At 76.0% G+C, this 16841-nt stretch carries 2 protein-coding genes; both read left to right on the top strand.

Going from position 1 to position 16841, the window contains the following annotated elements; genetic code table 11:
* Positions 1-813: 813 nt before the first annotated feature.
* Positions 814-11307: a type I polyketide synthase gene (locus tag BL254_RS27880; protein ID WP_076844538.1), complete on the top strand. Its 10494-nt coding sequence runs from the start codon at positions 814-816 to the stop codon at positions 11305-11307.
* 6 nt (positions 11308-11313) lie between these two features.
* Positions 11314-16841, top strand: a 5528-nt coding sequence (locus BL254_RS29125; protein WP_175648426.1) for a beta-ketoacyl synthase N-terminal-like domain-containing protein, incomplete at its 3' end; no start/stop codon positions are given.

Raw genomic sequence — 16841 nt, 5'->3', positions numbered from 1 at the left:
CCGAAAATACCCGGCCTGGTTTCCGTCATCCCTATCAGGGCCGCCATCGGGAAGCAAGACCGGCATCCGAGGAAAAGCCTCACAGAGGCCAACGTTTTATTCTCCGGGGCAGCTGGCACATAATATGGGCCGCACATCCCGTGTGAGCTGTACCACAATGACGGTAAGGGTCGACTAGGGGTATCGATAGGGGTTATCGCCGCGCGCTTTTCTGCGGACCATCTACATACTGGCCCTCCTGACGGACCGGCGGGTACCCGAGTACGGTTCGTCGCACGCCCGTAGGGCGGGCGCGGGCGCGGCCGGCAGCAGGCCGTGTCCGGGCGCCCCGGTCAGGTGTGCGTGGACGGGACGTGTGAACGCGGAACACATAGGCGCGGACGAAGACGAAAGGGTGTGATACAGCGTGCTACCGCACCGCTCCAGCCGCCGCCGCGCCGCACGCTGTCCCCACCACGGTCTCCCCTGCGCCGAGCGTTGTTGTCGCCTCGGGAACCCGCAACCGCGCTGACAGCCCCGGTGCCCGGGGCCGGCCTGACCGCGCGGCGGGGCAGGGCCGGCTGACCGCGCGGCCGGCCGGCCCGCCGCTCGAACGGCACCCCCGCCGTCACCCGTTCATCGAGATCCACACCGTGCGGCTCGTCCCCGAGCCCCTCCGCGGTCCCCGGCAGCCACACCAGATCTTCCCGAAATCCGGGTCCCGTCTCCGCGCGAAACAACGAACGTGATCGCGCCGCCTTCGGCCGGCGCGGCCAGCCGCCACCCCGGCATCCGGCCGCGCCGGCCGTTTACGAGAGGAAATGGACACCCAAGATGTCGCATGCCGAGACGCCGTCCGACATCGCCGTCGTCGGGCTGGCCGCCCGACTGCCCCAGGCGGTCGGCCCCGGGGAGTTCTGGCAGCTGCTGGAGAATGCGCGCAGCGCCGTCACGGATGTTCCCGCCGGCCGTTGGGAGGGAATCCCGGACGATATCCGCCCGCTGCGCGGCGGTTTTCTCGACGGCGTCGCGGACTTCGACCCGGAGTTCTTCGGCATCTCGCCGCGCGAGGCGGACGCGATGGATCCGCAGCAGCGTCTCGTGCTCGAGCTCGGCTGGGAGGCGCTGGAGGACGCCCGCGTCGTCCCGGCCGCGCTGGCGGACACCCGCACCGGCGTCTTCGTGGGCGCCATCGCCAGCGACTACGCCGGGCTGGTCCACCGTTACGGCCTGAACGCCGTCACCCGGCACACTCTGACCGGGCTGGCCCGCGGCATCATCGCCAACCGGCTGTCCTACCTGCTGGGCCTGCGCGGCCCGAGCCTGACGGTGGACACCGCCCAGTCGTCGTCGCTGGTGGCGGTGCACCTGGCCTGCGAGAGCCTGCGCTCGGGCGAGTCGGAGCTGGCGCTGGCCGCCGGCGTCCACCTCAATCTCACCGCCGAGACGGCTGTCAGCGCGCAGCGCTTCGGCGGGCTGTCCCCGGACGGGCAGTGCTTCACCTTCGACGCGCGGGCGAACGGCTTCGTGCGCGGCGAGGGCGGCGCGGTCGTCGTGCTCAAGCCGCTCGCGGCCGCGCTCGCCGACGGCGACCGGATCCACGCGGTGATCCGCGGCAGCGCGGTCAACAGCGGCGGCGCCACGGCGGGCCTGACCGTCCCGAGCGCACAGGCCCAGCGGGACGTGGTGCGCGCGGCGGCCAGCCGCGCCGGCGTCGACCCGCGCGACGTGCGCTACGTCGAGCTGCACGGCACCGGGACCGCGGTCGGGGACCCGATCGAGGCGTCCGCGCTGGGCGCCGCCTACGGTGTCGGCCGGCCCGCCGACGACCCCCTGCTGGTCGGGTCGGTGAAGACGAACATCGGCCATCTCGAGGGCGCCGGGGGGATCGTCGGCCTGGTCAAGACGGTCCTCGCGATCACGCACCGGGTGCTCCCGCCGAGCCTGAACTTCGTCACGCCCAACCCCCGGATCCCGTTCGAGGAGCTGCGGCTGCGCGTGGTGACCGCCCGGCGGCCCTGGCCGCACGACGACCGGCCGCTGCTGGCCGGGGTGAGCTCGTGGGGAGTCGGCGGGACGAACTGCCACGTCGTGCTGGGCGAGGCGCCCAGCGCACGGCCCACGGCGGCCGGGGCAGCTGGAGCGGCCGGAGGATCCGGGGCGGCCGGAGGATCCGGGGCGGCCGAAGCGTCGTCGGCCCCGCCGGCGCGCGCCGGCGGCGATCGTGAGCCCGCGGCACACGCCGACGGTGGCCGTGAGCCCGCGGTACGCGGCGTCGCGCCGTGGGTGCTGTCCGGGCGTGGCGTGGACGCGGTGGACACCCAGGCCGGCCGTCTGCTGGCGCTGCTCACCGACCCCCCCGCCGGCGGCACCGGCAGCAGCGTTGAGAACGCTGAAAGCGGAGACGGCGGCGCCGACGGTAACAGCACCGGCGGCGGGGGCGATCCCGCGGACATCGCGCTGTCGCTGGCGACGACCCGGGCACGTTTCGAGGACCGGGCGGTGGTGATCGGCGCCGACCGGGCCGAGCTGTCCGTCGGGCTGCGCGCGCTCGTCGCCGTCGAACCGGCCGCGGGCGTGGTGCGCGGGTCGGTGGGTGAGCGCGGCAGGACCGTCTTCGTCTTCCCCGGCCAGGGCTCCCAGTGGGCCGGCATGGCCGCGGAGCTGCTGGACACCTCCCCGGTGTTCGCCCGCTCGATCGAGGCGTGCGCGGCGGCTCTCACACCCCATGTCGACTGGTCGCTGCCGGACGTCCTGCGTGACGCCCCGGGCGCCCCGTCGCTGGAGCGGGTCGACGTGGTGCAGCCGGCGCTGTTCGCGGTGATGGTCTCCCTCGCCGCGGTGTGGCGGGCCTTCGGTGTCGAGCCCGACGCGGTGATCGGCAGCTCCCAGGGTGAGATCGCCGCGGCGCACGTGGCGGGCGCGCTCACCCTGGAACAGGCCGCGGCCGTGGTGGCGCTGCGCAGCCGCGCCCTGGTCGATATCACCGGCCGCGGCGGGCTGGTGTCGGTCCCGCTGCCCGCGGCCGAGGTCGCCACGCTGCTCACGCCGTGGGCCGACCGCGCGGGCATCGGCGTGATCAACGGTCCGGACGCCACGGTCGTCTCCGGCGAGACCGGCGCCCTCGACGAGTTCGTGGCGACACTGACCGCGGCCGGTGTCGACGTCCGCCGGATCCCGGTGGAATACGCCTCGCACTCGCCGCAGGTCATCCCGGTGCGCGAGCGGCTGCTCGAGCTGCTCGACGGCATCACCCCGGTGGCGGCAGACGTCGCGTTCTACTCGACCGTCACCGCCGGCAGGTTGCCCACCACCGAGCTGACCCCCGCCTACTGGTACCGCAACCTGCGGGAGACCGTGGACGTCGACCGGGCGGTGCGGGCGGCGCTCGCGGCCGGGCACGGCACGTTCGTCGAGATGACACCGCACCCGGTCCTCACCGGCGCGATCCAGCGGATCGCGGCGGACGCCGGCCCCGGGCACGCCGACACCCTCGTCACGGGTACGCTGCGCCGCCACGACGGGGGCCCCCGCCGGCTGCTGGCGTCGCTGGCCGAGGCGTACGTGCGCGGGGTCGACGTCGACTGGGCCGCGGCGATCGACCCGGCGGCGCGCGTGACGGACCTGCCCACCTATCCATTCCAGCGGCGGCGGTTCTGGCTCGGGGGCGCGGCGGCCCGCCCGGCGTCGCCCACGGCGACACCGGCCACCGATCTACCTGACGTATCCATACCGGCGCAGATCGTTCCGGATCATGACACGGCGACCCACGGCACGGACGTGGCGGTACCCGCAGCGCCAAGAACGTCGTCCCCCGCCGGCCCGTCGCGGCTGGCCCGCCGGCTCGACGGGCTCACCCCACGGGAACGCGACGCCGTCCTGCTCGACCTCGTCCGCGCGGCGGTGGGCACCGTGCTCGGCCACACCGACCCGGCCGCGGTGAGCACCGGGCGCACGTTCAAGGACCTCGGCCTGGACTCGATCGCGGCGGTGCAGTTCCGCGGCCTGCTCGCGGCCACCACCGGGCTCCCGCTGACGCCCACGCTGACCTTCGACCATCCGACACCCGCCGCGCTCGTCCGCCATCTCGCCGAGATCGCCGGCGCGACCGGCGTGCCCGCCGGCACCGGCGCCACGACCGGAGCCGCGGCCGAGAACGCCGTGGGGGCCGCGGGCGGGGCCGGGGCGGACGAGCCGGTCGCGATCGTCGCGGTCAGCGGGCGCTGGCCGGGCGGGGCCGACTCCCCCGAGGCGCTGTGGGACCTGCTCGCCGCCGGCCAGGACGCCATCGGCGGGTTCCCGACCGACCGCGGCTGGGACCTCGACGCCCTCTACGACCCGGCCGGCGCCGACGAGCACGGCACCGGCCGGCCCGGCACGTCCTACACCCGCCAGGGCGGCTTCCTCGACGACGCCGGCCTGTTCGACGCCGCCTTCTTCGAGATCTCCCCCCGGGAGGCCGCGGCGATGGACCCCCAGCAGCGGCTGCTGCTGGAGACCTCCTGGGAGGCGCTGGAACGCGCCGGCATCGACCCGGTGACGCTGCGGGGCAGCTCGACCGGGGTGTTCGTCGGCGCCACCCCGCAGGACTACGGCCCGCGGCTGCACGAGGCCACCGGCACCGCCGGCGGGTACGCGCTCACCGGCGGGCTGCCCAGCGTCGCCTCCGGCCGGGTGGCCTACACCCTCGGCCTCGTCGGGCCGGCGATCACCGTGGACACCGCCTGCTCGTCGTCGCTGGTGGCGCTGCACCTGGCCGTGGGCGCGCTGCGGTCCGGCGAGTGCGGGCTCGCGCTGGCCGGCGGCGTGACCGTGATGTCGACGCCCGGCATGTTCACCGAGTTCTCCCGGCAGCGCGGGCTGTCCGCCGACGGCCGGTGCAAGCCGTTCGCCGCCGCCGCGGATGGCACCGCCTGGGCGGAGGCCGTGGGCGTGGTCGTGCTCGAGCGGCTGTCGGACGCGCGCCGCCACGGCCACCGCGTACTGGCGGTGGTGCGCGGCAGCGCGGTGAACTCCGACGGCGCGAGCAACGGGCTGACCGCCCCCAACGGGCCGTCCCAGCAGCGGGTGATCAACGCGGCGCTCGCGAACGCCCGCCTGACCCCCGCCGACGTCGACGCCGTCGAAGCCCACGGCACCGGCACCACCCTCGGCGACCCCATCGAAGCCCAGGCCCTGCTCGCCACCTACGGCCAGCACCGCCCCGCCGACCGGCCCCTGCTGCTCGGCTCGGTCAAGTCCAACATCGGCCACACCCAGGCCGCCGCCGGCATCACCGGGGTGATCAGCGTGGTCGGGGCGCTGCAACGCGGGGTGCTGCCGAAGACGCTGCACGTCGACGCCCCGTCCCCACACGTCGACTGGACCACCGGCGCCGTCGAACTGATCACCGACACCCGCCCCTGGCCCGACGTCGACCGGCCCCGACGGGCCGCCGTGTCGTCCTTCGGGATCAGCGGCACCAACGCCCACATCATCCTCGAGCAGGCCCCACCCGCGGACGACAACGACGGGGACACAGCCGGTGGGAACGCGCCCGGGGCCGCCGGCACGCCCGGCGGGAACATCTCCGACGCGGACGGCACGCCCGCCGCGAACGCGTCGCGCGCAAGCACGGCGGACGCGGACACGCCTGACCCCGGGAGCGCGTCCGGGGCAGACCGGGCGGCCGATGCATCCGAGACGGTGCCCGTGCTGTGGACGCTGTCCGCACGCGGCGGGCCGGCGCTGCGGGCGGCCGCGGCCAGGCTGCACGACGCCGTGTTCACCCGGCCGGACGCCCGTCCCGCCGACGTCGGGCTGTCGCTGGCGACCACCCGTACCGTCTTCGACCACCGGGCCGCCGTGGTCGGCACCGGCCGTGAGGCGCTGCTCGCCGGGCTGCGCGCTCTCGCCGCCGGCGAGCAGGCGCCGGGCGTGGTGTCCGCGGCCACCACCGGGAACCCGGGTGGGAACCCGGGTGGGACGGTCTTCGTCTTCCCCGGCCAGGGCTCCCAGTGGCCGGGAATGGCCGCCGGCCTGCTGGACTCCTCCCCGGTGTTCGCGGAGTCGATCGCGGCCAGCGCGGACGCGCTCGCCCCGTACGTCGACTGGTCGCTCGTGGACGTGCTGCGCGGGGTGGACGGCGCGCCCACCTTCGAGCGCGTGGACGTGGTGCAGCCGGCGCTGTTCGCGGTGATCGTCGCGCTGGCCCGGCTGTGGGAGTCGCTGGGCATCCGGCCCGACGCGGTCATCGGGCACTCGCAGGCCGAGATCGCCGCGGCGCACGTCGCCGGCGCCCTCACCCTGGACGACGCCGCCCGCATCGTCGCGCTGCGCGCCCAGGCGATCACAAAGATCGCCGGGCTGGGCGGGATGGTCTCGGTGCCGCTGCCCGCCGCCACCGTCGAGGCCGACCTGCCCGAGCTGGCCGCGCTGGCCGGTGGCGCCCCGGGCAGCATCTCGGACGACGTCTCGATCGCGGCCGTCAACGGCCCGGCCGCCACCGTCGTGTCCGGGCGGCCGGCCGCCCTCGACCAGCTACTCGCCGCCTACCAGGAGCGCGGGGTCTCCGCCCGGCGCATACCGGTCGACTACGCCTCCCACTCCGCCCAGGTCGAGGCCATCCGCGACGACGTACAGACCCTGCTCGCGGACATCGCGCCACGTCCCGCGAACGTCGCCTTCTACTCGACGGTGACCGGCGGACGGCTCGACCCGGCCGAGCTGACCGGCGACTACTGGTACCGCAACCTGCGCCAGCCGGTCCGGCTCGACGACGCGGTCCGCGCGGCGCTCGCCGACGGCCACCGCATCTTCCTGGAGTCCAGCCCGCACCCCGTACTGACCATCGGCATCCAGCAGACCGTCGACGACGTCGCCGAACACGGCCTGGCCACCGCACGCAGCACCGGCGCCGTCCCCGGGCACAGCACCGAGGACGCCGCCGGAAACACCGCCGGGAGCACCGCTGCTGGGAACCCCGTCGGCGGGTGGGACGCGGCGGCGGGACCCGTCCTGGTCACCGGCACGCTGCGCCGCGACGACGGCGGCTGGGACCGGCTGCTGCTCTCCCTCGCCGAGCTGTACGCGCACGGCGTCACGCCGGACTGGCCCGCCGTCTACGGGCCGCACGCCCGCGTCACCGAACTGCCCACCTACCCGTTCCAGCGGGAACGCTACTGGATCACCGCGCCGACGCACGCCGGCAGCCCGGCACCGGGCCTGGCCGCCGGGCATCCGCTGGCCGACGCGGCGCTGCCCGTCGCCGGTGACGACAGCCTGCTGCTCACCGGACGGCTGACCACGGCCACCACACCCTGGCTGGCCGACCACGCCGTCGCCGGCAGCACGGTGCTGCCGGGCGCGGCGGCCGTCGAGCTCGCCCTGCACGCCGGCGCCCTGGTCGGCCACGGCCACCTGCGGGAGCTGACGTCGCACGCCCCACTGGTGGTCCCGGACGGCGGCGGCGTCCGCTTCCAGCTCGTGGTGGGCCCGCCGGAACGCGACGACCCCGGCATCCGGCCGGTGACGCTGTACTCCCGCCCGGAGGGCTCCCGCCCGGCCGCGGGACGGCCGGACTACATCCGGCCAGGTGACGGCTGGTCAGGTGGTGGCAACGCCCACCCCGACGAGGACGTCCCCTGGACCCGCCACGCCAGCGGCCTGCTCGCCCAGCGGCCGCTGGCGCCGGCACCGGACGACCTCGCCGGGCAGTGGCCGCCGGCCGACGCGGTCGGCATCGACCTCGACGGCTTCTACGACCGGCTCGCCGACGACGGGTACGGCTACGGCTACGGCCCGCTCTTCCGCGGCCTGCGCGCCGCCTGGCGGCACGGTGACGACGTCCTCGCCGAGGTCCGGCTGCCCGTCGCGGACGCCGCCGAGGCCGACGGCTACGGGCTGCACCCGGCCCTGCTCGACGCCGCCCTGCATCCGGTCGTCGGCCTGCTGCCCGGCCAGGGCGACGCCCTGCTCCTGCCGTTCGCCTGGACGGACGTCTCGCTGGCCGCCACCGGGGCGACCGCGCTGCGGGTCCGCGTCCGCCCGACCGGCACGGGCACGGTGAGCGTGCACGCCGCCGACCCGGCCGGCGCCGCGGTGCTGTCCGTCGGCGCGCTGGCGCTGCGGCCGGTCGCGCCGGGCACGCTGGCCGCCGGTGGCGCCGACGCGGCGTACCTGCTGGACTGGTCGCCGCTACCGCCGCTGTCGCCGCCCGCGACACCCGCGGACGCCGCACCCACCGGCCTCGTTGGCGGCGCTGGCGCTGTCGACATCCTCCCGGATCTTCCGAGCCTTCCCCCGGACGCGCCGGCCCCGGCCACCGTCGCCGTCTGGGTGAACGCCCCGTCGGCACCGGGCATCCCGGCACCGGACGTTCCAGCGGTGGACGTTCCAGCGGCGGACGTTGCGGCAACGGTCGCGGCCACCACCGAGCGGGCGCTCGCCACGGTGCAGTCCTGGCTGGCCGACGAACGTTTCGCGGTGGGCCGGCTGGTCCTGGTGACCCGCGGCGCGGTCGCCACCCGTACCGGCGAGGACGTCACGGACCTTGCCGCGGCCGCGGTCTGGGGGCTGGTGCGCTCGGCCCAGTCCGAGCATCCCGGCCGGCTCGTCATCCTCGACCTGGACGGCGACACCGACACCGACACCGGCGCCGACCCGGCCCGTGCGGCCGCAGTGGCGGCGGCGCTGGCCAGCGGGGAACCCCAGGCCGCGGTCCGCGACGGCGTGGTGCTGCTCCCCCGGCTCGTCCGGCAGCCCGCGCCCGGCTCACCCGCCTCGGGCGAGCTGCCACCGCCGCCCGGCGACAGCGCCAGCCTGGTCGACACCGGCCTGTACGGCGACCGTGACCTCAGCGGCGCCACGGCCGGCGACGCTGACAGCACCACCGGCACCGGTGCCGGTGCCGGCCAGCGCACAGGCGCCGGATGGGAGGCGGGTGGCACGCCGTGGCGGCTCGACGTCACCTCGCCCGGCAGCCTGGACGCGCTCGCGCTGCTGGCCGACCCGGACGCGGCGGGGCCGCTCGCGCCGGGAGAGGTCCGGGTCGCGCCGCGGGCCCTCGGGGTGAACTTCCGCGACGTACTGATCGCTCTCGGTGTCTATCCGGGCCGGGCCCGCATCGGCGCCGAAGGGGCCGGCGTGGTCGTCGAGACCGCCCCCGACGTCACCGACCTCGCCCCCGGCGACCGGGTCACGGGGCTGCTGCCGGGCAGCGCCGGTACGCTCGCGCGCGTCGACCGCCGGCTGCTCGTCGGCTTCCCGGCGGACTGGTCGTTCGCGCGGGCCGCCACCGTCCCGGTCGCGTTCCTCACCGCCTACTACGGCCTGTTCGATCTCGGTGCCCTGCGGCCGGGCGAGCGGGTGCTGGTGCACGCCGCCAGCGGCGGGGTCGGCCAGGCCGCCGTGCAGCTCGCCCAGCAGGCCGGCGCGGAGGTGTTCGCGACCGCCAGCCCCGCGAAATGGGACGTGCTGCGCGCCCTCGGCCTGGACGACGACCACATCGCCTCCTCCCGCGAGCTGGATCCCGTCGACGGCTTCGAGGCCCGGTTCGGCCGGGTCGACGTGGTGCTCAACGCGCTGGCGCACGAGTTCACCGACGCGTCCCTGCGGCTGCTCGGCCCCGGCGGCCGGTTCGTCGAGATGGGCAAGACCGACCCGCGGCGTCCCGAGGAGCTGGCCGCGCACCATCCCGGCGTCTCCTACCTGCCGTTCGACCTGCTCGCGGACGTCCCGCCGCAGCGGATCGCCGAACTGCTCACCGAGTTGGGCCTGCTGTTCGCCCGGGACGCGCTGCGCCCGCTGCCGGTGGCGGCCTGGGACATCCGGCACGCCCCCCGCGCGCTGCGCCACCTCGCGCAGGCCCGCCACGTCGGCAAGCTCGCGCTGACCGTGCCGCACCGGCTCGACCCGTCCGGCACGGTCCTGGTCACCGGCGGGACGGGGACGCTCGGCCGGCTGGCCGCCCGCCGGCTGGTCACCCACCACGGGGTGCGCCACCTGCTGCTGACCAGCCGTAGCGGGCCGGCGGCGGACGGCGCCGCCGAACTCGTCGACGAGCTCACCGGGCTGGGCGTCAGCGTCACCCTGGCCGCCGTCGACGTCGCCGACCGGGACGCGCTGGCCGCGCTGCTGGCCACCGTCCCCCGCACCCACCCGCTCACCGCGGTGATCCACACGGCCGGGATCCTCGACGACGCCACCGTCACCGGACTGACCCCGGAGCGGCTGCGGAGGGTGGCCCGGCCGAAGATCGACGCGGCGTGGAACCTGCACGAGCTGACCCGCCACGCCGATCTCGCCGCCTTCGTGCTCTACTCGTCGGTCGCGGGCGTGGTGGGCACCCCGGGGCAGGCGAACTACGCGGCGGCGAACACCTTCCTCGACGGGCTGGCAGCAGCCCGCCGCGCCCACGGGCTGCCGGCGGTCTCGCTGGCCTGGGGCTACTGGGAGCAGGCCAGCGGCATGACCGGCCATCTCGGCCGGGCGGACGTGGCCCGGCTGGGCCGCGGTGGGCTGCGGCCGCTGCCCACCGAGACCGCGCTGGCCCTGTTCGACGCCGCGCTCACCACCCCGCACCCGGCCCTGGTACCGGCCCGGATCGACCGGGACGCGTTCGGCCAGGACGACAACCGGCCGGCGGTGCTGCGCGGCCAGTCCCGCCCGGCCGTCCGCCGCGCCGCCGGTGCCGGCGACGGCCACGGCGGCCCAGCCGGCCCAGCCGGCCCGGACGGCCTGGCGGGTGACGGCGGCACGCGGTCGGGAGCGGGCGCGTCACTGGCCGACCGGCTCGCCGGGCGACCCGAGGACGAGCGGGAGCGGATCCTGCTCGACCTGGTGCGCACGACCGCGGCGACCGTGCTCGGCCACGCCGACGCGGCGGTGATCGAGGTCGACCGCGGATTCCTCGCGTCCGGGTTCGACTCGCTGACCGCGGTGGAGTTCCGCAACCGGCTCGGCGCGGCCGCCGGGCTGCGGCTGCCGAGCACGCTGCTGTTCGACCATCCGACCCCGGCGGCGCTGACCGCGCACCTGCGCACCCTGCTCGTACCGGCCGCGCACGGCGGTGCTGGGAGCGCGGCCGTCCCGTCCCAGCGGGAATCGCTCACCGACGTGCTGGACCGGCTGGGCAACGTCCTGACGACCGCGCCCGACGCCGCCACCGACCCCGACGCCCACGAACGGGTCGCGGTCCGGCTGCGGCAGCTCCTCCAGGTCTGGGACGGCCGCCGGCCCGCCGGCGCGGGCGGCTCCCTCGCAGGCGACCTGGCGGATCTCCAGTCGGCCGACGACGACGAACTGTTCGACGTGCTCGACAACGAGCTGACCACCCCGTACGGAGGCTGAGCTCACATGTCCACCGCGTCCTCTGGCTCCCAGGTACCCCCGGTGTCCTCCGCGTCCGCCGCGTCCGCCGCGTCCTCCGCGTCCGCCGCGTCCGCCGCGTCCGCGGGCGGCGGCTCCCGTGAGGAGAAGCTGCGCGACTACCTGCGGCGGGCCACGGCCGACCTGCGTGCCGCCCGCGCGCAGGTGCAGGAGCTGACGTCGTCCCGGCACGAACCGATCGCGATCATCGGGATCGGCTGCCGTTACCCGGGCGGGGTGCAGTCACCAGACGACCTGTGGCGGCTGGTCGCCGACGGCCGCGACGTGGTCGGCCCACCGCCGACGGACCGCGGCTGGAACCTTGACGACCGCTACGACCCCGACCCGGCACGGCCCGGCACCACCTACTCCCGCGAGGGCGGCTTCCTGCCCGACGCGGGCGACTTCGACGCCGCGTTCTTCGGCATCTCCCCGCGCGAGGCGCTGGCGGCCGAGCCGCAGCAGCGGCTGCTGCTGGAGACCGCCTGGGAGGCGCTGGAACACGCCGGGATCAACCCGACGACGCTGCGCGGCTCCGACACCGGCGTGTTCGTCGGGGTGATCGCCTCGGACTACGGTGCCGGCGCCGGGGCCGCGGCGATCCAGCCGCTGGAGGGGTACGTCCTGACCGGCGGGACGACCAGCGTCGCCTCCGGCCGGGTGGCGTACTCGTTCGGTTTCGAGGGCCCGACCGTCACCGTGGACACCGCCTGCTCGTCGTCGCTGGTCGCGCTGCACCAGGCCGTGGGCGCGCTGCGGTCCGGCGAGTGCGGGCTCGCGCTGGCCGGCGGCGTGACCGTGATGCCCACCCTGCGATCGTTCGTCGAGTTCTCCCGGCAGCGCGCGCTGTCCGCCGACGGCCGGTGCAAGCCGTTCGCCGCCGCCGCGGACGGCTTCGGCCTCGCCGAGGGGGCCGGGGTCCTGCTGCTCGAGCGGCTGTCGGACGCGCGCCGCCACGGCCACCGCGTACTGGCGGTGGTGCGCGGCAGCGCGGTGAACTCCGACGGGACGAGCAGCCAGCTCACCGCGCCGAGCGGCCCGTCCCAGCAGCGGGTGATCAACGCGGCGCTCGCGAACGCCCGCCTGACCCCCGCCGACGTCGACGCCGTCGAAGCCCACGGCACCGGCACCACCCTCGGCGACCCCATCGAAGCCCAGGCCCTGCTCGCCACCTACGGCCAGCACCGCCCCGCCGACCGGCCCCTGCTGCTCGGCTCGGTCAAGTCCAACATCGGCCACAGCCAGGCCGCCGCCGGCGTCGCCGGCATCATCAAGACCGTCGAGGCGCTGCGGCACGGCGTCCTGCCGAAGACGCTGCACGTCGACGCCCCGTCCCCACACGTCGACTGGACCACCGGCGCCGTCGAACTGATCACCGACACCCGCCCCTGGCCCGACGTCGACCGGCCCCGACGGGCCGCCGTGTCGTCCTTCGGGATCAGCGGCACCAACGCCCACATCATCCTCGAGCAGGCCCCACCCCTCGAGGACCGTGCCAGCGACGCCGGGACCACGCCCGCCGGGAGCGCGTCCACAGCCGACGGCACGCCCGGCGGTGGCGCGCCCGGCGCGGGCACGCCCGACACCGGGATCACCTCCGACACCGGGGTCGGAGCCGGGCCGGTGGCGTGGGTGCTCTCGGCGCGCGGCGGGGACGCCCTGCGCGCCCAGGCCGCGCGCCTGCACGACCATGTCGCGGCCAACCCGTCCGCGCGTCCGCTCGACGTGGCCGCGGCGCTGGTGCGGGGCCGGGCCGCCTTCGCCCACCGCGCGGCGGTCGTCGGCGACGACCGGGACGCCCTGCTGGCCGGGCTGGCCGGGCTGGCCCGCGGCGAACTGCCCGCGGGCACCGTGCGCGGTGTCGCCCGGGCCGGCCGGCTGGCCGTCTTCGTCTTCCCCGGCCAGGGCTCCCAGTGGCCGGGAATGGCCGCCGGCCTGCTGGACTCCTCCCCGGCGTTCGCGGAGTCGATCGCGGCCAGCGCGGACGCGCTCGCCCCGTACACCGGGTGGAACCTGCTCGACGTCCTGCGCGGGGCGCCCGGCGCGCCCTCGCTGGAGCGGGTCGACGTGGTCCAGCCGGCGCTGTGGGCGGTGCTGGTCTCGCTGGCGGCGGTGTGGCGCTCGTACGGGGTGCACCCGCACGCCGTCGTCGGGCACAGCCAGGGGGAGATCGCCGCCGCGTACGTGGCCGGCATCCTCACCCTCGACGACGCCGCCCGAATCGTCGCCCTGCGCAGCCAGGCCATCACCACGATTGCCGGGCAGGGCGGCATGGCCTCGATCGCACTACCCGCGGACGACGTGCGGGCGCGGCTGGCCGACAGCGGCATTGGTGACACGGTGTCGCTGGCGGCCGTCAACGGCCCGCGGTCGACCGTCGTCGCCGGCAGCCCGCGGGCGCTGGCCGAACTGGTCGCCGACTACCAGGCGCAGGGGGTGCGGGCCCGGCTCGTCCCGGTGGACTACGCCTCCCACTCGCCCCAGGTCGACAGTCTGCGCGACCACCTGCTCACCACGCTCGCCGGGATCACCCCCCGGGCCGGGACGATCCCGCTGCTGTCCAGCGTGACCGCCGAGCCGGTCGACGGCAGCACGCTCGACGCGGCGTACTGGTTCGCCAACCTGCGCGGCACCGTCCGGTTCGAGGCCGCCACCAGGGCCCTGCTCGGCAGCGGCCACGACGTGTTCATCGAGGTCAGCCCGCATCCGGTGCTCGTCGGCGGGATCAACGAGACGGTCGACGCCGCCGGGCCGGCCGGTGCCGGCGTCGGCGTGCTCGGCACGCTGCGCCGCGACGCCGGCGGGCCGGCCCAACTGCTGACCGCGCTGGCCGAGGCGCACGTCCACGGCCTGCCGGTCGACTGGAGCGACACCCTCGCCGGCGCCGACCCGTACGCCGTCGACCTGCCCACCTACGCGTTCCAGCGGCGCCGTTTCTGGCTCGCTACCGGGACGGCGGCGGCCGGCGAGCTCACCGCGGCACCGGCCTCGTCCACCGACCGGCCCGGCCTGGACGGCGGCGAAGGCGATCTCGACACGGCCGGGGCGGCGGGCACCGGGCTCGGGCTCGCGGCCGGGAGCGCGGCCGGGGCGTCGGGGCATCCGCTCGCGGCGCTGTCCCCGCAGGCGTTGCGGGAGCGGCTGACGGAGCTGGTCCGCACGACCGCGGCCGGGGTGCTCGGGCACGCGGACGCGGAGTGGATCGACGACGGGCAGACCTTCCGGGACCTCGGTTTCGACTCGCTCGGCGCCGTGCGGTTCCGCGACGGGCTCGCCGCGGCCACCGACCTGACCCTGCCGAGCACCCTGGTGTTCGACTTCCCGACGCCGGCCGCCCTGGTCGAGCGGCTGATCACTCTGGTGTCGGGCACGCCCGCGACCACTGCGCGGCGCGCCCGCCGGCGCGTCGACCCCGCCGAGCCGATCGCGATCGTCGCGGTCAGCGGACGCTGGCCGGGCGGCGCCGACTCCCCCGAGGCGCTGTGGGATCTCGTCGCCGACGGCCGGGACGCCATCGGCGGGTTCCCGTCGAACCGCGGCTGGGACGCCGAGGCGCTCTACGACCCCGAACCCGGCAAACCGGGACGGACCTACACCCGTGACGGCGGCTTCCTCTACGACGCCGACCGCTTCGACGCGGAGTTCTTCGGCATCTCCCCGCGGGAGGCCGCCGCGATGGACCCGCAGCAGCGGCTGCTGCTGGAGTCCGCCTGGGAAGCGCTCGAACGCGCCGGCATCGACCCGCACAGCCTGCGCGGCAGCCGGTCCGGGGTGTTCGTCGGCGCCACCCAGCAGGACTACGGCCCGCGTCTGACCGACTCGCCGCGCGACGCCGAGGGCTACGTGCTCACCGGCAGCACGACATCCGTGGCCTCCGGGCGGCTGGCCTACACCCTCGGACTGGAAGGGCCGGCGCTGACCGTCGACACCGCCTGCTCGTCCTCGCTGGTCGCGACCCATCTGGCCGCCCAGTCGCTGCGCGGCGGCGAGTGCGACCTGGCGCTGGCCGGCGGCGTCGCCGTGATGGCGACCCCGGGGCTGTTCACCGAGTTCTCCCGGCAGCGGGGGCTCGCCCCCGATGGCCGCAGCAAGGCGTTCGCGGCGGCGGCGGACGGCACGTCCTGGGCCGAGGGCGTCGGGTTCCTGCTGCTGGAGCGGCTGTCGGACGCGCAGCGGGCCGGCCGGCGCATCCTGGCGGTGATCCGCGGCAGCGCGGTGAACTCCGACGGCGCGTCGAACGGGCTGACCGCACCGAACGGCCAGTCCCAGCAGCGGGTCATCGCGGACGCGCTGGCCGCCGCCGGGCTCACGGCCGGCGACATCGACGCCGTCGAGGCGCACGGTACCGGCACCCGCCTCGGCGACCCGATCGAGGCGGAGGCACTGATCGCCACCTACGGCCAGCAGCGCCCCGCCGACCGGCCGCTGCTGCTCGGCTCGATCAAGTCGAACATCGGGCACACCCAGACGGCGGCCGGCATCGCCGGCATCACAAAGATCGTCTATGCGCTGCGCCACGGCCTGCTGCCGAAGACCCTGCACGTGGACGCGCCGTCACCGTTCGTGAACTGGTCGGCGGGCGCGGTGGAACTGCTCACCTCCGCCCGCCCCTGGCCGACAGCCGACCGCCCCCGCCGGGCCGCGGTCTCCTCCTTCGGCATCAGCGGCACCAACGCCCACGTCATCATCGAACAGTCCCCCGACCAGGACGTCCCAGCGGATGCCCCCGCGGACGCTTCGGATCATGACAACGAGGGAACAAGCGGTCGCTCCGGCAACCACTTCCACCCTCAGCCTTCTGACGGCCAGCCTTCTGGCGAGATCACCGGCGGCCCGACGGACGTCCCCGTGGACGCCCCGGCGGGGGACGCGGGCGCGGGGGCGGTTGTCGTGCCGTGGGTGGTCTCCGCGGCGTCAGCGGAGTCGTTGCGGGAGCAGGCCGCCAGGCTGGCCGCGCACGTCACCGCCGACAGCGCGCTGCGGCCGGTGGACGTCGCCTACTCGCTGGCCACCACCCGGGCGGCTCTCCCCCACCGGGCCGCCGTCGTCGCCAGCACCCGCGACGACCTGCTCGCCGGCCTGGACGCCGTCGCGACCGGCCAGCCCCACCCCCACGTCGTCCACGGCAACGTCACCCCCGGCAAGATCGCGTTCCTGTTCACCGGTCAGGGCGCGCAGCGCCCCGGCGTCGGCCGCGAGCTCTACGACACCCACCCGATCTTCCGCCAGGCGTTCGACGAGACCACCGCCGCCCTCGACACCGCCCTCGCCGAACACAGCCAGCGCCTCGACCAGCCGCCTCCCGACCGGCCACTACGGCCGTTGCGCGAGGTCATCTTCGACACCGACCCCACCGACCTCAACCAGACCCTCTACACCCAACCCGCCCTCTTCGCCCTCGAAACCGCCCTCTACCACCTCCTCACCCACTGGGGCCTGCAACCCGACCACCTCGCCGGCCACTCCATCGGCGAACTCACCGCCGCCCACACCGCCGGCATCCTCACCCTCCCCGA

This window comes from Protofrankia sp. BMG5.30, from assembly GCF_001983005.1.
Classification (GTDB): domain Bacteria; phylum Actinomycetota; class Actinomycetes; order Frankiales; family Frankiaceae; genus Protofrankia; species Protofrankia coriariae.
This window is presented reverse-complemented; position numbering and strand designations above follow the sequence as displayed.